Consider the following 17,602-nt stretch of genomic DNA (forward strand, 5'->3'; position numbering starts at 1 on the left):
ATTTTCGACTTTATTGATCATAATGTTAGAAAACGCTGACTTACCTTCTACAGAAAATAAGTCATACAAAGTTTTTATCATTTTTTGATGCACTTATTTTATAGAAAAAAAGCGCCAAAGAGTTACTGTGGACCATAACAATTTCGAATAGGTGACATTTAGCGGAATTATTCTGATTTAGATAAATCATTTGATTGCTGAATAATCCTAACCACTCTGAACCCCCAATTACTGGCTTTTAACTCGGGCTCAGCTCGGTATCTGGTAGAACTACGGCCCACTCTTGGAATGTCAAACCAAGATCCGCCTCTAAGTACACGACTATCACATTGGTTTGCTAGCCAAACTTGGTTTTGGGTTGGGGCACCCTCATAAGTATCGTGATAACAATCTTCAATCCACTCTGCGACATTGCCATGCATGTCGAATAAGCCTAGTGGATTACTTGCTTGACTGCCAACCAGAGCTGTGGAAACACCGTCCCATTGGCTACCACAACTATCACAAACGCTATAGCCAGCTTTTACCGTGTCTCCGTACCAGAATGCCGTGTTTGAATCTGCTCTGGCCGAATATTCCCATTCAATTTCAGTAGGAAGGCGATACTCTGCATTTGTTTCGCTAGAAATCCATGCCGTGTAAGCTTTAGCATCGTACCAACTGACATTGATTACTGGTCGCTGTCCTCGCCCCCAGCCGTTATCAAGAGGGAGCGGCCTACCTGTCGCTTTGGCAAACTTGTCATATTGGTTAAAGGTGACTTCATACTTACTGATATAAAAGCCGCGAGGGATATCCACTTCGTGAGCGGGTTTTTCGTTGTCATCACCAAGGTGGCCCTGATCACCCATAATAAATGTAGCAGGTGGGACTTTTTCAATTTTTGGCGCTGTGCCACCAGAAGCGAGAGGCTCTTCTAAAACTTGAGGCAAGGCCTCAAATGATATTTTTTCCGGCTCTTCTGGTGGTTGGGTTTGCTGAGGTTGCGTTGCCACAATTGATTCTTCTGCTGGCGGCCTATTTGCCCAAAAAGCAAATGCAGCGATAACGCTTAAGGCAGCTATCGATCCGATTGTCAGTTTGATTGGTGATAGGGTTCGGACATAACGTTTAACCGCGCGTTTTGTAGCAGAACTGTCACTGGTTTCTTGCTTATAAAGGTTAGCTCGAATGATCCGAATGACTTCAGCTAATGATTTAGGACGATGTCGTTCATTTTCACGACACCATTCTACTAAGCGCCCCCAGGTAGCTTCGCTCAGGTTAGGGTGAGTGTCTGGAAGGCCTGTGGAGAAATCTTTATCGAGAATTGACTCTCCCAACAATGTTGCCATTAGAAGGCGCATAAAAGCATATTTATCAGCAGCTTCTGTCCTTTTCTGGTCTTTCTTAAGGTATTCTGGTGGGAAGAGGCGAGCATCCATTTCACTCTCTTCGATGCGCTTCATCCAATTATGAGAGCCAAAGCCTGTCATTATCCCAAGGCCATTCACAACATGGATCGCGCTTAGATCGAGATGGCCGTGGAATAAGCCGTTTTTATGAACTTGATCCAATGCCTTAGCAATGTTATCAAACAAACTAATCACCACATTGAGTGGTGCACCATCAGGGTATTTTCCTAAAAAGCTGTATAAATTCTCTCCGCCGCAAACTGCAGAGGTAGAGAACACCCACAAATTAGAATAAAAGGGTGGATAATTAGGGGTTATAGCCGGATGCTTTACGCTGGCGTATTTGCGGGCATTTTGTAGAAAATCTTCTACCTTGCCTTTACCTGATTGATAAAAACGCAATACAAAAGGGCGCCCACCCTGATCTGCAACCCAAGTGGTTTTGCGACTATCCACTGGGTAGTTTAGAACATACGGATCTAGTTCTACGCCAACATGTTGGCCAATTTTTAGTTTCTGAGGGTCATAAAAATCATTCATTACGAATTGGATATCCAAATCAAGACGTTGCTGCCTAAGTGGTTAATACAAGGTATAATCACTTTTTTTAACATAAAAAGGTAGAGTAATGTTATCAGCGTATCCGGAGCTTGTTGAATTTCTTCCATGTCAGTCGCCTGAGGCATGGGTAAATTGGGCACTTGAGAATCAAACTCTGCTACTTAATGATCACGCTCATTGTGAAAAAAAAGCCGCTTCAACGGCTATGAGTTTAATGTATCGTTACGTTGATCGCGATAATCTTCTGCATAAAATGTCACGTTTGGCTCGTGAAGAGCTATTGCACTTTGAGCAAGTTCATAAAATCATGCGAAAACGCGATGTTGCCTACGATCATTTGTCGGCCTCACGCTATGCAGATGGACTGCGTAAACATATTCGCACTCACGAACCTGCGCGTTTAGTTGATACCATGATTATTGGTGCTTTTGTAGAGGCCCGTTCCTGTGAACGATTTGCTGCCTTGGCACCACATTTAGATGAAGAGTTATCGAAGTTCTATATTTCTTTGCTTAAATCCGAAGCAAGGCACTTTCAGGATTACCTTGATCTTGCAAAAGAATATTCCAATGAACCGATTGATGATCGTGTGGCTTTTTTCCGCAATTTAGAAGAAAAGCTGATTACCGAACCTGATGAAGAGTTCCGCATGCACAGTGGTCCTCCAAGCGTAATCTAATTACAAAATGCCACAATCTTTGACGACTTCTTCTGGTTACTTTTGAGTAGGGTGCTACACTCATAGTGAGGTCTTTATGTGATGAGCGATTCTGCAAGGATCTCAAAATATTACTCTTGAAATTCTGGGGGATATAATGAGCATACATAAGAGCGAAACTCTACCAGATGTGACTTATTGGCTTGCTTTAGAAATTGCGAAGGTTGACCCTGTAGTGGACTTAGATGCTATGTATAAAGGGTCTTTAGAGCTGGATTTTTTATACCAACTGCTTACCTGTAAAGCTCAGCAATATTGGTGGCAGGAATATGGTATTCAATTGAGTCCTGTCATCGTGAATAACGCCTTTTTTCGCGCGATCGCTATGCTTCATAATCGCAATATTGAATTTACTCGTTCTCGCAATCGTGAAGAAACAGTCTGGGTTCGTGAGTTGTTGAATCGCTAGAGATTTATGCAAGATACGAAAAAAGCCAGCGTAGGCTGGCTTCTAATTCGATTTTTGGCTTGCTGCTGACATACAACTTTAGATGACAATCTCTTAATAAAGAGACTCTCTGTGTACTTCCTGTAAGCTAAATAATCCCTTTTGTTCAAAGTCTTCTACGAATGCTTTTGATTGAATGTATGTATTACCTTCAATACTTGCCAGCCAAATAAACTTGTCCCAATCACCTAGTACACAGCGCAGATACTGATCATCTTTATGGACATCAGGTCGGTGCGTGTGTCCATGAATCACCGTTTTGCAGTGATGTTTAGTTAAAGATTCAGCAACCGCTGATGGCGTGACATCCATGATAGACATGGATTTTTCCGATGCCATAGATTTACTGTCATTGCGAAGTTGAGCTGCGAGCGCGATACGCTGTTCAAGCGGCATAGCCAATATGTGTTCTTGCCATGCTTTAGAGCGTACTGTTTTTCTGAATGCTTGATATTCAGTATCTTCCAAACAATATTCGTCACCATGTGTAAGCAGCACAGTGCTATTTTCAAGAGAGAGCTCGGTTTGCTCTTGAATAAGCTCAGCGCCAACACGGTTAATCCAATCGCTACCAATCAAGAAATCTCGGTTGCCATGTAAAAAATACAAAGCTATACCTGACTGAGAAATGTCCGCCAAGGCATTTTCTATTTCGGTATTCCAATCAGCCTGAAAATCGTCTCCGATCCAGGCTTCGTAGAAGTCACCTAAAATGTAAAGCTCTGACTTTTCTTCGCGTGCAATAAGTGCTTTGCTCATTTGTACAAACGCCCGGATTAAATCCGGGCGTTTGTCACTAAGGTGCAAATCTGAAATGAAATAACGGATCATTATTTTACTAGTTCAGCACTTTCGATGATCACGTCTTCAGCAGGCACATCTTGATGGCCTGATTTCATTGTGGTTTTTACTTCTTTGATTTTGTTCACGATATCCATGCCCGCAGTCACTTTACCAAACACAGCGTAGCCCCAACCGTCTGGAGTTTTACTACGGTGGTTTAGGAAGCTGTTATCAGCAACGTTGATAAAGAACTGAGCGGATGCAGAATGTGGATCCATTGTGCGAGCCATCGCCAATGTACCGATTTCATTCTTAAGGCCGTTGTCTGCTTCGTTTTCAATGGCAGTACGAGATTCTTTTTGCGTCATGCCTGGCTCAAAACCACCGCCTTGAACCATGAAACCATTGATTACACGGTGAAAGATAACGCCGTCATAAAAACCAGATGTTACATAATCTTCAAAGTTTTTTGCTGATTTTGGGGCTTTTTCGTAATCTAACTCAACGTGAATGTCACCGTGGTTTGTATGTAAAATGATCATTTAAGATTCCTTATAAAGTTAACGCGGTAATATCAAAATGTATTTATGTTCAATCAATGTTGAGCATTTTATGTGTTTGTAAGCTAAGACGCCACCTTGGATGCGATAAACAATAGTGTAAAGTGGCTTGTTGGGTATCTATTAGTGGAATTTGATCCGCTGTTAAGTGACTTTGATCCATTGGTTGCAGATAAAAATGCTGAAAATCTAGGTTTTCAAACAACTCTGGGGAAAGGTGTGATTGCGGATACACCAGCTTAAGTTCATTGCCTTCGGAGACAATCAAGGGCTTTGCGGTTTTTGGACTCACGCAAATCCAGTCAATTCCTTGTGGTAATTCCATTGTTCCATTGGTTTCAATTGCAATGGTGTAGTCATGACGTTTCATTTCAGCAATGAGTTCGTTGTCCAGTTGAAGCGCAGGTTCACCACCGGTAAAAACAACGTATTTATGTCCTTGGCTTTCTGGCCAAAGAGCGTCGATATGAGATCGTAATTGTTGGGCGGTTTTGAACTTTCCGCCATTTTGGCCGTCTGTGCCGATAAAGTCAGTATCACAGAATTGACATTCGGACTTGGCTCGCGTTTTTTCAAGACCAGACCATAGGTTGCAGCCGGTAAAACGACAAAATAGAGCAGGGCGTCCAGCGTGGGCACCTTCGCCTTGTAATGAATAAAAGGCTTCTTTAATAGAATACATTTGGTTATACCTATTACATCTCGAAAAACAGTCGAGGTAAGGGTGATAACTTTAGTTGATAATTTAATGGCTACATCGGTCATTTGTGGAACAAAAGCCAACAAGCCTTAAAACAAGCACACTAAAATCAGGGGTAATTCTTTGTCTAACTTCTTGCTTAAGCTTCGTAATCCAGTGGGTCTTTTTTACCTTGCTCTGCAAAGGCTTCTAAGCGTTCACAACAGGCTCCACACTTACCACACGATTTTTCGCGACCGTTGTAACAAGTCCAAGTGTTGGCATAATCAAGCTTCATATCCAAACCGACTTTTAAAATCTCACCTTTTGAGGCATGTAAAAACGGTGTGACAATTTCAACCGATTGATAGTTGGCAATCTTAGACACAGCATTCATGGCTTCAACAAATTCTGGACGGCAATCTGGATAGATATGATGATCTCCAGAGTGCGCACCGTAATAGACTTTTCCAGCTTCTAATGAAACGGCGTACGCAATGGCCATGGAAAGTAAAACCATGTTGCGATTCGGTACTACAGTAGACTTCATATTGTCATCTTCGTAGTGGCCTTCGGGGATGTCAGCATCACTAGTAAGAGAAGAGTTCGCCATCAAGCTATTAATTGCTGTGATATCGACGACTTTGTGGGGGATATTTAAGGCTTGGCAAACCTTGGTAGCAACATCTAATTCTTTGCTGTGCTTTTGTCCGTAGTTAAAGGATAAAGCATAAACATCCAGTCCGTTTTCAATTGCTGTATTCAGAACGGTAAATGAATCCATTCCCCCTGAATACACAACGACGGCTTTTTCAGACATCATTTGGTTCCTCTAAATTAGCCTTAATAAAAGTGGTAACAGTGGCTCTATTAAGGCGAGGGTTGAAAAACGCGGAGTATAGCAGATAGCCAAACGTTCCAACTAGAAATCCAAGGTAAAACAAAGCTTGTAACGGTGAAAAATTTAAGATATTTTAATTTGCGTAACTGGTTACCTATTTTATGGTAGCTTTTGCTTATTCATAATTATGATTTGGAAGATCGATGGAGCAGTTTGGAGTATTGACGCTTGGAAGTCGGCTAAAGCGGTTAAGTGATCATTTGTTTATTCAAGTACAAGAAATTTATTCTCAATGTGAGATCCCTATTTCGGCAACATACTTTCCGATCCTTAGGTTGTTGCAGAAAACCGGAAGCTTATCTGTGATGGAAATTGCAGATAGGTTGCATCTAAGTCACCCAGCGGTGAGCAAGCAAACCACTAAGATGATCAAAGAAAGCCTCTTAGAAAAAACAGTTGATGATCAAGATCAGCGAAGGTCTTCCTTGCAGCTTTCTGAACTTGGCTTAAGCGCTATGCAGCGGGTAGAGCCGGTTCTACAAGAAATGAAAATTATCCTTGAAAAAATGACGACTTATTCGAGTGAAAACTTTATGGATGCTTTGTCAATTTTGGAATCAGAGGTGTTAAGTGGGAGTTTGGCGGATAAAGTGCTGGACCGTTTAGGGCCTATTGATATTGTCTTACTAGAGACTCAACACGAAAAAGCCTTTTATGATCTTAATATGGCGTGGCTAGAACGTTATTTTCCAAATCAAATTGACGATAAAGATCGAAAGATATTGAGTAACCCGCAGCAAGAAATTATTCAGAAAGGTGGCGTGGTTTGGGTGGCGGTTCGTAAAACGAAAACACTTGATTCTGTTGTTGGAACGATTGCTTTTGCCCCTTTGGAAAACGATTCTTTGAATCACAACAAAGGCGAAGTGTTTAAACTATCAGTTGCTGAGCACGCTCAAGGAGGTGGGGTGGCTCAAGCTCTGCTTTCTACAGCCATTGCATTTTCTCATCAACAAGGCTTTTCGTTGTTGTCGCTAGAAACAGCGTCATGCCTGAAATTGGCTAGGCGCCTTTATGATAAAAATGGTTTTGTTGAGAAAGAATTTCCCACTCCTTCTTTGTACGCAAGAGCAGATGTTTACATGGAAAAGTCATTAATATTGAAAACGGATCGAGATCCTTCATGAATACAATGCAACATATGCGTCGAGGAGCTGTAGCCTCCATACCTATGATTATTGGTGGCATTCCTTTTGGTTTGCTGTTTGGTTCATTAGCATCGAGTTATGGGTTGAGTCCCTGGTTTGCTGTTGCTATGTCGGCTTTTGTTTTCGCGGGCTCAGCGCAGTTTGTTGCGCTGGGTTTGATCGCCTTACATGCGCCTATATGGGTAATTGTTTCGACCACCTTTATTGTTAATCTTCGTCATCTTTTATACGCCGCGGATTTGGTGAAGTTTGTGAAGCATTTGCCAATGCCCATGCGTGTGATTATGGGGTTTGGTTTAACAGATGAAACCTATGCGGCGGTCCGTCCTATGTATGAAGTGGGCTCGGCGGATGAAAATAATGGACACAAAGTCTACCTCGGTTCGTTTCTCTCGTTTTATATCATGTGGAATGTGACAACCGTTTTAGGCGTTCTGTCCGGTGAACTAATACCAGGTATGAGTGACTGGGGGTTAGAGTTCGCAATGGTGGCGACCTTTATTGGCATCATTACGCCATATTTAAAACACAAGGCATTTTGGTTGTGTTTGTTAAGTGCAGGAGTGTCTTCGATTGTTCTATCTGGATTGCCTAATAACTTGGGACTTCTTGTATCTGCGGTAATTGGCGTGGCAATGGGATTTGTGAGTGATTCTTCTAATAAAACGATTTCAAAATCAGAAACCAGTATGCAAGAGGTGAGCAAATGAATTTGTGGCAAAGCGTTTTAATTATCATAGGTATGTTTGCTGTCACCTTTGGTGTGCGGTTTGCGCTGTTTGCTAGAGCAGATAAAGTCGTCATGCCCGCTTTTATTGAAAAAGCACTTAAATTTGTACCCGTTGCCGTTCTTACAGCCATTATTACTCCGATGACCCTAATGCCAAATCAACATATGGATTTGTCTCTGTCCAACCCTTGGTTGCTTGGTGCGTTTGCGGCCTTCGTTGTGGGTATTTGGCGTCAGCATCAATTACTAACGATTCTCGTAGGTGTTTTGGTTTTCTTTGTAGCGAAATATGGGTTTTCTTTATAAAAAAGAGAAAAGATTTTCTGCCCAATATCCCATGGAAACCTAAATACTATATACTTGCTGGTCAAAGTAACAATATTGTTAGATCAACACTTATCGGGACTTACATCAAACATGTCAGAAACGTCTAAACCAGGTAATTTCATTACCCAAATCATTGATAAAGATAACGAATCAGGCAAGCATGGCGGTAAGGTACTTACACGCTTCCCACCTGAGCCAAATGGCTACTTACACATTGGTCATGCTAAATCTATTTGCCTTAATTTTGGCTTAGCACAGCGTTACAACGGTCAATGTAATCTACGTTTCGATGACACTAACCCAGAGAAGGAAAGTGTTGAATACATTGAATCGATCAAGAAAGATGTTGAGTGGCTAGGGTTTGAGTGGAAAGATGAACCTAAGTTCGCTTCTGACTATTTTGATCAGTTGTTCGATTTTGCGGTACAGCTTATTCAAGCCGGTAAAGCGTATGTCTGTGAATTAAATGCTGAGCAAATGCGCGAATACCGTGGCACGTTAAAAGAGCCTGGTAAGAATAGTCCTTTCCGCGATCGAACCGTTGAAGAAAATATGGCCATTTTTATGGACATGAAAAACGGCAAGTACAAAGATGGTGAAGTTGTTTTACGTGCCAAAATTGATATGGCGAGCCCAAACATCAATATGCGTGATCCTATAATCTATCGCGTTCGTCACGTACATCACCACCAAACAGGTGACAAATGGTGTGTCTATCCAATGTATGACTTCACTCATTGCTTGTCTGATGCGTTGGAAAACATTACTCACTCTGTATGTACATTAGAATTCCAAGATCACCGTCCATTGTACGATTGGGTGTTGGATACACTAAAGACTGCTCATCCGCAGCAAATTGAGTTTGCTCGTTTGAACTTGAATTACACGGTGACCAGTAAACGTAAGCTAAAACAGCTAGTGGATGAAAAGCATGTCCATGGTTGGGATGATCCTCGTATGCCAACCATTTCCGGCTTGCGTCGTCGTGGTTATACCTCATTGTCTATCCGTAACTTTTGTGAGCGTATTGGTGTGACTAAGTCTGACAGTGTTGTGGATGTCGGTATGCTAGAGCACGCAATTCGTGAAGATTTGGATGCAAGTGCAAATCGCGCCATGGTTGTGCTAAATCCTATTAAGGTGACATTGACCAATTACCCAGTAGACAAAGAAGAGATATTCACTGTTGGTAACCATCCGAAGAATGAAGAGGCGGGTACGCGTGAAGTTCCGTTTAGCAAAGAGCTATACATTGACGCTGCGGATTTTGCTGAAGTGCCTCCTCGTAAGTGGAAGCGTTTGACGCTTGATGGTGCGGTTCGTTTACGTGGTGGTTACGTGATTACTTGCGATGAAGCGATTAAAAACGATGCCGGAGAAGTTGTCGAGCTACTTTGTCGTTATGATGAAAATACCCTTGGTGTTAACCCAGAAGGTTATAAGCCAAAAGGCGTTATACATTGGGTAAGTGCGAAACACGCGGTAGACGCAACAGTGAATCTTTATGATCGTTTGTTCGTAAATGAAGCGCCTGATGCAAACTATGAAGATAAAACTTTCTTGGACTTTATTAATCCAGAGTCTTTGACTGTATTAACCAATGCCAAAGTTGAGCCTTCCTTGGTGACATCTGACAAAGGTCAGGGCTTCCAGTTTGAGCGTGAAGGCTACTTCTGCCGCGACTTGAAAGAAGACGGAATGGTATTTAACCGTACTGTGACACTACGTGATTCTTGGGCGAAAATCGAAGCGAAAGGAAATTAAGCGCATGTTGAAGGTTTACAACACCCTAAGTGGGAAGAAAGAAATTTTCAAACCAATCGAAGAAGGCAAGGTAGGCATGTATGTCTGTGGTAACACGGTATACGACTTCTGTCACATTGGTCATGCGCGCGCGATGATTTCCTTTGATATTATTTCGCGTTTTATTCGTCACCTAGGTTACGAGCTTAACTACGTTCGTAACATTACCGATGTTGACGACAAGATCATTAAGCGCGCTGAGGAAAATAATGAATCAACTCAGTCTTTGACTGAGCGCATGATCGCAGCACAACGCGAAGACGAGTTACGTCTTGGTAATAAAATGCCGGACCGTGAACCAAAAGCCACTGAGTTCATGCAAGAAATTATCGATATGGTGCAAATCCTTATTGATAAAGGGTTTGCTTATCAGGGCACTTCCGGTGATGTTTATTACCGAGCAACTAAATTCAAAGATTATGGTAAATTAAACAACCGTAAGCTTGAAGATATGTTGGCTGGTGCGCGTATCGATGTTGAAGTGGCCAAAGAGCACCCTGCAGACTTTGTTTTGTGGAAGCAGGCAAAATCGGGTGAGGTTTCTTGGGCTTCTCCATGGGGTGATGGCCGACCTGGTTGGCACATTGAATGTTCTGCTATGTCGACGAATTGTCTTGGTAGTCATTTTGATATTCATGGTGGCGGTCCTGACCTTAAATTTCCACACCATGAAAACGAAATAGCTCAATCTGAAGCAGCAACCGGCAAGGATTATGTTAACTATTGGATGCACTGTGGTGCAGTTCGAGTTAACAATGAAAAGATGTCCAAATCCTTGGGTAATTTTTTTACGGTACGTGATGTATTGGCCAAGTTTAATCCTGAAGTGGTTCGCTACTTGATGGTTTCAAGCCAATATCGCAGTGCGATTGATTACTCCGATCAAAGCTTGTCAGAGGCTAAGGTTGCTCTAGAGCGCTTGTATACCGCTTTGCGTCAGCAGCCAGTTGCTGAGTCGTATGAGCCAACGGACTTCACTGAGCGCTTCGAAGAGGCGATGAAAGACGATTTCAACACAGCTGTTGCTGTTTCTGTTTTGTTTGAACTTGTGCGCGAGCTAAATAAAGCCAAAACAGAAGATGTGAATAAAGCTTCTGCGTTAGCTGCTGAATTACGATTCTTAGCCGAGTTGTTAGGTTTGCTTTATCAAGACCCTGAGTACTTTTTACAAAACAGTACTGTTTCTGAGGGGCTGGATGAATCTGCAATACAGGCCTTGATCGACGAAAGAACGCAGGCCCGTAAAGACAAAAACTTTGCACGTAGTGATGAGATTCGAGACGAATTAGCTAGCCAAGGCATTGAACTGCTTGATAGCCGTGAAGGAACAACCTGGACAAGAAGTTAATATACTCTGCGATGCAAACGAAAAAGGCGATGTTATAAAACATCGCCTTTTTTATTGTGTGACTAGTGAGCAGCTTTTGTTTAGTCTTTTACGACTTTAACCGCTAGTACGTCACATGGTGCGCCGTGAAGCACGCCATTTGCTGTAGATCCTAGTAGTAGGGCAAGACCATGGCGACCATGACTACCGACAACAATTAAATCGACTTTCTTTTCTTCTGCAATGCGGTGTATTTCACTTTCTATACCGCCTTGAGAAATGCAGCTCTCTTGAACGGGAACGTCCAACTGGGCTTCAAGAATGGCGATACGCTCTTTGGCTGTCTCTTGCAGTTGCGCCTGAATATCTGTGATATCTATTGGAACGTCACCACCATAGGCGTAATTGAGTGATTCAATGACGTGAAGTATGGTAAGTTCTGCGCCAGTAGCCTTACATAGTGCAACAGCCTTATTTGCTACCTTGATACTTTCATCGGTTAGATCAACAGCGAGTAGAATTCTGTTATACATCATAGAACACCTCCAAATTTAGATCGATTTACTAATTTTAGTTTAAAACTTAGAGAGACACTTAAAATTATGACTGCTCTTATCGTTATTTTTATTACATTGTCATTAATGGGTTCGGCACTGTGGATTATGCCTCCAAAAAAAGAGCGCCAGCGAATGAGTCTACGTATGCAGGCCCGAAAGCTTGGAATTACCGTCCAGCTTACATCAATTGACCTTCCTGACAAGTGGGACAAATCAAAAAATAGGCAAAAAACAGTAGCTTATTCACATTATCGCCTTAAGCCACTAGTTAGTTTGTCAGAAACTATTTGGATATTGCCTTTTGAGGTTTGGAAGTATCGCTCAATTACTGAGGGGTGGTGGACAAGTGAGGCTATTGATTTAGATCTAAAAACATTGGGGATTTTAGAGAAATATACTTCCATATTATCGGCCGTTAAAATAACTGCAGATGGTGTTTTTTGTTATTGGGATGAGAGGGGAGATGAGGCAGTCTTAAATGAGTTGTCTCAACTGATTACAGCATTGGAAGCTATAAGTAGTGTCGCTCATCAAAAATGACACTACTTTAAGTATTTATCACGTTGAACTGTCTTTCGGTGCTTCTAAGCCATGTAACAACTCAGACAATACCTCTTCTGGGTTGTCACTTGCTTGCATGGCAGCGATTTGAGGGGATAGTATTTCTTTCATTCTATCGGTAATGAAATTTTTAAGCGTGTTTTTTTCTGGACGCTCAGTCTCATCAGATTTGATATGAGATAAAATGACACCATAAAGAGTTTGGGCTACACGCATATCACCACTGTCAAAATTTTTGTTTGCTTGTACCATTTGACGATTAACTTGCACCCATAGATTAAGCCAGCGAAGGTACTCGTAACAGCCTTGGTAATGAGAATTGCTGATGCGGCCTTTACGACGTAAATACAGTAGCATTTTTGCTAGTTTTGTTAATCTTTCTTTATAGTTTGATTTTTCTTGGAAACTAAAAAGCTCTGGCTCTGGGTTAAATGTTAGAGGTTCGTTTTCACGGCCTTCTTCCGCAGTGGCTATGCGAATTTCAATTTTTTCGGGGTCATCTGTGTATTGCAGAAGTTCTCTAAGTGTGTCTAGATAGAAATCATATAGCACATCAGTGGCAATGGTATCCGTATTGATATCTTTTAAGCCACGGATATGTTGTTCTACACGATCAGCTCTGTTTGATAGTTGTAGTTGTTTCACGCGTCGCTGTGTTATCTCTTTTTCTTTTTGATGGGCACGCGAACCTATGACCACAGACAAAAGTACAATAATGATCAAAAATGCAATTGTTAATATTTGAAGGGTAGCCATGATTGTCCTTAAGCAATGAATTCAGTATGTTAAATAAGAAATACTAAGTTCAACAAGATTTAATGTGTGAAACAATACAGGGATCGCTTGTCATATAAAAGATGTTTACTTAATATCAGCGCCCCTAGAGATTAAACTTCGTGCAACGTGGATTTGCAGACCTACTTTATAAAAGGCTTACACAGTTCAATGGGAAAATCACTGGTTATCGTGGAATCGCCTGCTAAGGCGAAAACCATCAATAAATACTTGGGTAATGACTTTGTTGTCAAATCTAGTGTAGGGCACATTCGAGACTTACCTACAGGTACAACAGCTACCTCTACACCTCAAGAGCGTGCAAAGCAGGCCGCTTTGACGAGAAAAATGAGCCCAGAAGAAAAGCTCGCCTATAAAAGTAAAAAGTCTCGTACGCAATTGATTTCAAGAATGGGAGTTGACCCAGAAAGTAATTGGAAAGCTCACTACGAAATTTTGCCAGGCAAAGAAAAAGTTGTCGATGAATTAAAACGCTTAGCAAAAAATGCTGACACCATCTATCTCGCGACCGATTTGGATAGAGAGGGTGAGGCAATTGCATGGCACTTGCGTGAAGCAATTGGCGGTGATGATAGCCGTTATAAGCGAGTGGTCTTTAATGAGATTACTAAAAAGGCGATTAAGGCGGCGTTTGAAACGCCATCTGAACTAGATATGAATCGCGTGAATGCTCAACAGGCTCGTCGTTTCTTAGACCGAGTGGTTGGCTTTATGGTTTCGCCGTTACTTTGGTCTAAAGTAGCAAGAGGCTTGTCTGCAGGCCGGGTTCAATCCGTTGCAGTGCGTTTAATCGTTGAGCGTGAAAAAGAGATTCGTGCATTTGTTCCTGATGAATTTTGGGAATTGGATGCCATGCTGGCTACGCCTTCAAAAGACGTTATTAAGTTTGAAGCGGCAAAATATCAAAATAAAGAATATCGTCCTGTTAACAAGACTCAATCGGATGAGCATGTTGCTCGTTTAAATGATGCCAAATACCTCGTTAGCAGTCGAGAAGATAAACCAACCAGCAGTAAGCCGTCTGCACCGTTTATCACCTCTACGTTACAGCAGGCAGCAAGTACACGCTTGGGCTATGGTGTTAAGAAGACAATGATGCTTGCTCAGCGTCTGTATGAAGGTGGTTATATCACTTACATGCGTACAGACTCGACTAATTTAAGTGTCGATGCTGTAGAGGCTCTTAGAGGCTATATTTCTTCTACTTTTGGTGATGCTTATTTGCCAGCTGATCCTATTCGTTATAGCAGTAAAGAGGGTGCTCAAGAGGCTCATGAGGCAATTCGTCCTTCTGATGTCACTGTACGGGTTGATGACCTGCTTGGCATGGAAAAAGACGCGCATCGCTTGTACGACTTGATCCGTAGTCAGTTTATGGCTTGTCAAATGACACCAGCGGAATACACCTCTACTACGATCACAGTAACGACAGGTGAGTATGAGTTCAAAGCAAAAGGCCGCATTCTGCGTTTTGATGGTTACACTCGTGCTATGCAGACGGTTGCTAAAAAGGGTGAAGATAATATTTTGCCGGACGTAGGTCAGGGTGAATATCTTACGCTTAAAGAATTATTACCTGAACAACATTTTACTAAGCCTGTGGCGCGCTTTAGCGAAGCGAGCTTGGTTAAAGAGCTTGAAAAACGTGGTATTGGTCGACCTTCTACATATGCATCTATTATTTCTACGATTCAAGATCGTGGTTATGTGCGAGTTGAGAATCGTCGCTTCTATGCAGAAAAAATGGGCGACATCGTTACAGAACGCCTAGTTGATAGTTTTAATTCCTTGATGAACTTCAGCTTTACAGCGCAAATGGAAGAACAACTAGACAATATCGCAGAAGGTAATAAAGATTGGATAAAGACGCTTAATGCGTTTTATAAAGACTTTAGCTCTGTTCTTGCCAAAGCAGAATCGCCTGATGGCGGCATGATGCTAAATGAGCCAACTCCAACAGACATTGAATGCCCAACCTGTTCTCGTCCGATGCAAATTCGTACGGCGAGTACCGGCGTATTTATGTCTTGTTCTGGCTATGCGCTTCCACCCAAAGAGCGCTGTAAAGCAACGATTAACCTTGTTCGTGGTGACGAAGCTGTTGCTATTGATGATGAGGAAGGTGAATCTAAGGCATTGATAAATAAGCATCGCTGTAAGATTTGTGGATCGGCGATGGACAGCTACTTAATGGATGAAGGTCGTAAGTTACATGTTTGTGGTAACAACCCAGCTTGTTCTGGTTATGAAGTAGAAACCGGAACCTTTAAAATAAAAGGTTACGATGGTCCAACACTTGAATGTGACAAATGTAGCTCCGAAATGCAGCTTAAAACGGGTCGCTTTGGTAAATACTTTGGCTGTACAAACGAGGAGTGTAAAAACACTCGTAAGCTATTGAAAAGCGGTGAAGCTGCGCCACCGAAGATGGATCCTGTGCCAATGCCTGATCTTGCCTGTCAAAAAGTGGAAGACCACTATGTGCTCCGCGATGGTGCAACGGGTTTATTTCTTGCTGCTAGTCAGTTCCCTCGTAAGCGAGAAACAAGAGCGCCTTTGGTAAAAGAACTGCTTCCTTATATGGATCAAATTGACCCTAAATACCATTTCTTTGCTAAAGCGCCAGTAAAGGACTCAGAAGGTCGCCCATCCATTATTCGCTATAGCCGCAAGACAAAAGAGCAATATGTCATGACGGAAAACGAAGAGGGCAAACCAACTGGTTGGAAGGCTTTTTTTGTCGGCTCTAAATGGGTGATCGAGGAAGGTAAGAAAAAATGAGTGTCGCCAGTTTAGCGAGCCTTACTAACCAAAAATTAGATACAGCAAGACGCTTTATTCAACAAAGCCAGGAAAGCCAAGAAGCTTGGTTAAGTGTTGGACTTGAAAGCTCAGCAGTTTTCCAGTTAAGAAGCGCATTCAATGGCTTGTTGAAAGAAGTATCTTTAGCGTATTCGTTATCTGGCTCGCTGGATGTGGCAAAATTATTAGAGGAGTCTGATTCTAAGCAAATTGTTGTGCCAGTGTTATCTGAACTGGCTGATTTGTTAACGCGAAAAGATTCTTGGTATTTTCAGCTTGATCAAGCTTATTTGGCTCAATTTGAATGTAAAAGTTCGGCGTCGCCGCTGGTCCAGAGTGACAATTTGATCGGCCGAGGAAGCGATGCTGGTGCATCAGTGAGTTACTATCTGGCTAAGCTAGTTGAATTAGTGTTACGTTTTAGAGAAGAGTCATCAGAGTATTGAATATGAAAGAATCCTACCTAGAAATTGTTGAGCTTGATAACGGCGATATTGTGCTACGTCCAGCCTCTGAAGATGGTGAGGAAACCGTTCCGCTAGCAACATTAAAAATTTCCGATGACACACGCTCTTACCTCAAAGATCGGTACTTTGAATTGGCAAAGCATATGTTTCATGCTGGAATTGATTTTGTTTATTCTGATGAATCGAGCTTTGATGAAGATGCAGGTTACCTAGACGATGAAGAATTTCGCCCTAAAATTCTACATTAAGTCAGCATGAATGGTGTGAAGACCTCGCGCCAAATAAAAAAGCGAAGCCTTAAGCTTCGCTTTTTTATTGATTAGCAAGAGATTGACTCAGATTTTGTGCTTAAAGACCTTGACGGATGACACCGACAGATAATCCTTCAATGGCAAAATCTTCGCTTTCAAGATCAACGATAATATCGCTAAATTCTTCGTTCTCTGGGATGAGTCGGACGATACTGCCTTTTTGTTCGAAACGCTTTACCGTTACTTCGTCACCAATACGAGCGACGACGATTTGGCCATTACGAACAGCAGTAGTTTTATGTACGGCTAATAAATCGCCTTCCATAATGCCGATGTCTTTCATACTGGTTCCTGAGACAGAAAGGAAGTAGTCTGCTTGGGGGGAAAACATAGCCGCAGGTATATTCACGTGAGAAGCAATATTCTCCTGTGCCAAAATGGGGTAACCTGCAGCGACTTTGCCTATAACGGGTAGGCCAAGGTCATCGGCAGAGTCATTACTTGGCTCGGTGTCGATTAGGCGTATTCCGCGTGATGCGCCAGACAGCATCTCTATTGCGCCTTTTTTGCTCAAGGCTTTGAGATGCTCTTCCGCTGCATTGGGTGATTTAAACCCAAGTCGGCGCGCTATTTCTGCTCTGGTAGGTGGAAACCCCGTTTCGATAATAAACTCGCGAATGGTTTCTAGTACGTCAGATTGTCTTTTGGTTAATTTAATCATAGGGTATCTGGTTGTTTATACAGTTACTGTTATTATATACAGCATTCCTAACTATACTCAATGATATAA

19 protein-coding genes are annotated in these 17,602 nt (G+C 42.1%); 11 read left to right on the plus strand and 8 right to left on the minus strand.

The annotated features are described in order from the left end of the window. Window positions 1-167: 167 nt before the first annotated feature. Window positions 168-1,934 carry a formylglycine-generating enzyme family protein gene (locus tag JSY38_RS18385; protein WP_205114621.1) on the minus strand — a complete coding sequence of 589 codons (1,767 nt, stop codon included), beginning with the start codon at window positions 1,932-1,934 and terminating at the stop codon, window positions 168-170. Window positions 1,935-2,022: 88 nt separating this feature from the next. On the opposite strand from JSY38_RS18385, the gene JSY38_RS18390 reads away from it, so the two are divergent. Then, window positions 2,023-2,634: a MiaE family protein gene (locus JSY38_RS18390; RefSeq protein WP_205114624.1), complete on the plus strand. Its 612-nt coding sequence runs from the start codon at window positions 2,023-2,025 to the stop codon at window positions 2,632-2,634. A 136-nt stretch (window positions 2,635-2,770) separates the two neighbouring features. After that, entirely contained in the window at window positions 2,771-3,082 is a 312-nt protein-coding gene (locus tag JSY38_RS18395) for a hypothetical protein (RefSeq protein WP_114413634.1), read from the plus strand. A gap of 93 nt (window positions 3,083-3,175) precedes the next feature. Here JSY38_RS18395 and JSY38_RS18400 read toward each other — a convergent pair whose 3' ends face one another. The 4 genes from JSY38_RS18400 to queC all read right to left on the minus strand — a co-directional run bounded on the left by JSY38_RS18400 (window position 3,176) and on the right by queC (window position 5,963). After that, window positions 3,176-3,952, minus strand: a complete 777-nt coding sequence (locus JSY38_RS18400; protein ID WP_205114625.1) for a UDP-2,3-diacylglucosamine diphosphatase — start codon at window positions 3,950-3,952, stop codon at window positions 3,176-3,178. Continuing rightward, on the minus strand, window positions 3,952-4,446 hold the full coding sequence (locus tag JSY38_RS18405) for a peptidylprolyl isomerase (RefSeq protein WP_114413636.1): 495 nt from the start codon (window positions 4,444-4,446) through the stop codon (window positions 3,952-3,954). Before JSY38_RS18405 ends, JSY38_RS18400 begins: the two co-directional genes overlap by 1 nt. A gap of 49 nt (window positions 4,447-4,495) precedes the next feature. Further along, complete coding sequence (queE, locus tag JSY38_RS18410) at window positions 4,496-5,146, minus strand: 7-carboxy-7-deazaguanine synthase (RefSeq protein WP_114413637.1); 651 nt, start codon at window positions 5,144-5,146, stop codon at window positions 4,496-4,498. A 157-nt stretch (window positions 5,147-5,303) separates the two neighbouring features. Then, entirely contained in the window at window positions 5,304-5,963 is a 660-nt protein-coding gene (gene queC / locus JSY38_RS18415) for a 7-cyano-7-deazaguanine synthase QueC (protein WP_114413643.1), read from the minus strand. Between the two features lie 224 nt (window positions 5,964-6,187). Between queC and JSY38_RS18420 the strand changes: the two genes are divergently transcribed. From JSY38_RS18420 to cysS, 5 genes are all read left to right on the plus strand, one after another. Then, a complete protein-coding gene (locus JSY38_RS18420; protein ID WP_205114626.1) occupies window positions 6,188-7,171 on the plus strand; it encodes a bifunctional helix-turn-helix transcriptional regulator/GNAT family N-acetyltransferase in 984 nt (327 codons plus the stop codon). Then, complete coding sequence (locus JSY38_RS18425) at window positions 7,168-7,902, plus strand: AzlC family ABC transporter permease (protein WP_205114627.1); 735 nt, start codon at window positions 7,168-7,170, stop codon at window positions 7,900-7,902. The genes JSY38_RS18420 and JSY38_RS18425 overlap by 4 nt, the downstream gene beginning before the upstream one ends. Continuing rightward, window positions 7,899-8,228 carry an AzlD domain-containing protein gene (locus tag JSY38_RS18430; protein WP_114413640.1) on the plus strand — a complete coding sequence of 110 codons (330 nt, stop codon included), beginning with the start codon at window positions 7,899-7,901 and terminating at the stop codon, window positions 8,226-8,228. Before JSY38_RS18425 ends, JSY38_RS18430 begins: the two co-directional genes overlap by 4 nt. A 111-nt stretch (window positions 8,229-8,339) precedes the next feature. After that, window positions 8,340-10,013, plus strand: a complete 1,674-nt coding sequence (locus JSY38_RS18435) for a glutamine--tRNA ligase/YqeY domain fusion protein (RefSeq protein WP_205114628.1) — start codon at window positions 8,340-8,342, stop codon at window positions 10,011-10,013. 4 nt (window positions 10,014-10,017) lie between these two features. Next, entirely contained in the window at window positions 10,018-11,400 is a 1,383-nt protein-coding gene (gene cysS / locus JSY38_RS18440) for a cysteine--tRNA ligase (protein WP_205114629.1), read from the plus strand. Between the two features lie 80 nt (window positions 11,401-11,480). On the opposite strand, the gene JSY38_RS18445 is transcribed toward cysS, so the two are convergent. Further along, window positions 11,481-11,915 carry a universal stress protein gene (locus JSY38_RS18445; RefSeq protein WP_114411952.1) on the minus strand — a complete coding sequence of 145 codons (435 nt, stop codon included), beginning with the start codon at window positions 11,913-11,915 and terminating at the stop codon, window positions 11,481-11,483. A 66-nt stretch (window positions 11,916-11,981) separates the two neighbouring features. On the opposite strand from JSY38_RS18445, the gene JSY38_RS18450 reads away from it, so the two are divergent. Then, a complete protein-coding gene (locus JSY38_RS18450; RefSeq protein ID WP_205114630.1) occupies window positions 11,982-12,476 on the plus strand; it encodes a hypothetical protein in 495 nt (164 codons plus the stop codon). Window positions 12,477-12,494: 18 nt separating this feature from the next. Here the strand turns inward: JSY38_RS18450 and JSY38_RS18455 are convergent, their stop codons facing one another. Then, window positions 12,495-13,253, minus strand: a complete 759-nt coding sequence (locus tag JSY38_RS18455) for a DNA topoisomerase I (protein WP_114411954.1) — start codon at window positions 13,251-13,253, stop codon at window positions 12,495-12,497. A gap of 189 nt (window positions 13,254-13,442) precedes the next feature. Between JSY38_RS18455 and topA the strand changes: the two genes are divergently transcribed. Genes topA through JSY38_RS18470 form a run of 3 tightly spaced genes read left to right on the plus strand, consistent with a single transcriptional unit; the run spans window position 13,443 to window position 16,809 of the window. Beyond that, window positions 13,443-16,073: a type I DNA topoisomerase gene (gene topA / locus JSY38_RS18460; RefSeq protein ID WP_205114632.1), complete on the plus strand. Its 2,631-nt coding sequence runs from the start codon at window positions 13,443-13,445 to the stop codon at window positions 16,071-16,073. Next, window positions 16,070-16,540 carry a DUF6586 family protein gene (locus JSY38_RS18465; protein WP_114411956.1) on the plus strand — a complete coding sequence of 157 codons (471 nt, stop codon included), beginning with the start codon at window positions 16,070-16,072 and terminating at the stop codon, window positions 16,538-16,540. The genes topA and JSY38_RS18465 overlap by 4 nt, the downstream gene beginning before the upstream one ends. A 2-nt stretch (window positions 16,541-16,542) precedes the next feature. After that, a complete protein-coding gene (locus JSY38_RS18470) occupies window positions 16,543-16,809 on the plus strand; it encodes a hypothetical protein (protein ID WP_114411957.1) in 267 nt (88 codons plus the stop codon). A 100-nt stretch (window positions 16,810-16,909) separates the two neighbouring features. On the opposite strand, the gene lexA is transcribed toward JSY38_RS18470, so the two are convergent. Further along, complete coding sequence (gene lexA / locus JSY38_RS18475; RefSeq protein WP_114411958.1) at window positions 16,910-17,533, minus strand: transcriptional repressor LexA; 624 nt, start codon at window positions 17,531-17,533, stop codon at window positions 16,910-16,912. Between the last annotated feature and the right edge of the window lie 69 nt (window positions 17,534-17,602).

Origin of the sequence: Marinomonas foliarum, assembly GCF_016906065.1 — a bacterium.
In the GTDB taxonomy this organism is placed as follows: Bacteria; Pseudomonadota; Gammaproteobacteria; order Pseudomonadales; family Marinomonadaceae; genus Marinomonas; species Marinomonas foliarum.

Coding starts and splice junctions, on each gene's coding strand:
- JSY38_RS18385 (WP_205114621.1), bottom strand. CDS start 1,934: ATGAATGATTTTTATGACCCTCAGAAACTAAAAATTGGCCAACATGTT.
- JSY38_RS18390 (WP_205114624.1), top strand. CDS start 2,023: ATGTTATCAGCGTATCCGGAGCTTGTTGAATTTCTTCCATGTCAGTCG.
- JSY38_RS18395 (WP_114413634.1), top strand. CDS start 2,771: ATGAGCATACATAAGAGCGAAACTCTACCAGATGTGACTTATTGGCTT.
- JSY38_RS18400 (WP_205114625.1), bottom strand. CDS start 3,952: ATGATCCGTTATTTCATTTCAGATTTGCACCTTAGTGACAAACGCCCG.
- JSY38_RS18405 (WP_114413636.1), bottom strand. CDS start 4,446: ATGATCATTTTACATACAAACCACGGTGACATTCACGTTGAGTTAGAT.
- queE (WP_114413637.1), bottom strand. CDS start 5,146: ATGTATTCTATTAAAGAAGCCTTTTATTCATTACAAGGCGAAGGTGCC.
- queC (WP_114413643.1), bottom strand. CDS start 5,963: ATGTCTGAAAAAGCCGTCGTTGTGTATTCAGGGGGAATGGATTCATTT.
- JSY38_RS18420 (WP_205114626.1), top strand. CDS start 6,188: ATGGAGCAGTTTGGAGTATTGACGCTTGGAAGTCGGCTAAAGCGGTTA.
- JSY38_RS18425 (WP_205114627.1), top strand. CDS start 7,168: ATGAATACAATGCAACATATGCGTCGAGGAGCTGTAGCCTCCATACCT.
- JSY38_RS18430 (WP_114413640.1), top strand. CDS start 7,899: ATGAATTTGTGGCAAAGCGTTTTAATTATCATAGGTATGTTTGCTGTC.
- JSY38_RS18435 (WP_205114628.1), top strand. CDS start 8,340: ATGTCAGAAACGTCTAAACCAGGTAATTTCATTACCCAAATCATTGAT.
- cysS (WP_205114629.1), top strand. CDS start 10,018: ATGTTGAAGGTTTACAACACCCTAAGTGGGAAGAAAGAAATTTTCAAA.
- JSY38_RS18445 (WP_114411952.1), bottom strand. CDS start 11,915: ATGATGTATAACAGAATTCTACTCGCTGTTGATCTAACCGATGAAAGT.
- JSY38_RS18450 (WP_205114630.1), top strand. CDS start 11,982: ATGACTGCTCTTATCGTTATTTTTATTACATTGTCATTAATGGGTTCG.
- JSY38_RS18455 (WP_114411954.1), bottom strand. CDS start 13,253: ATGGCTACCCTTCAAATATTAACAATTGCATTTTTGATCATTATTGTA.
- topA (WP_205114632.1), top strand. CDS start 13,443: ATGGGAAAATCACTGGTTATCGTGGAATCGCCTGCTAAGGCGAAAACC.
- JSY38_RS18465 (WP_114411956.1), top strand. CDS start 16,070: ATGAGTGTCGCCAGTTTAGCGAGCCTTACTAACCAAAAATTAGATACA.
- JSY38_RS18470 (WP_114411957.1), top strand. CDS start 16,543: ATGAAAGAATCCTACCTAGAAATTGTTGAGCTTGATAACGGCGATATT.
- lexA (WP_114411958.1), bottom strand. CDS start 17,533: ATGATTAAATTAACCAAAAGACAATCTGACGTACTAGAAACCATTCGC.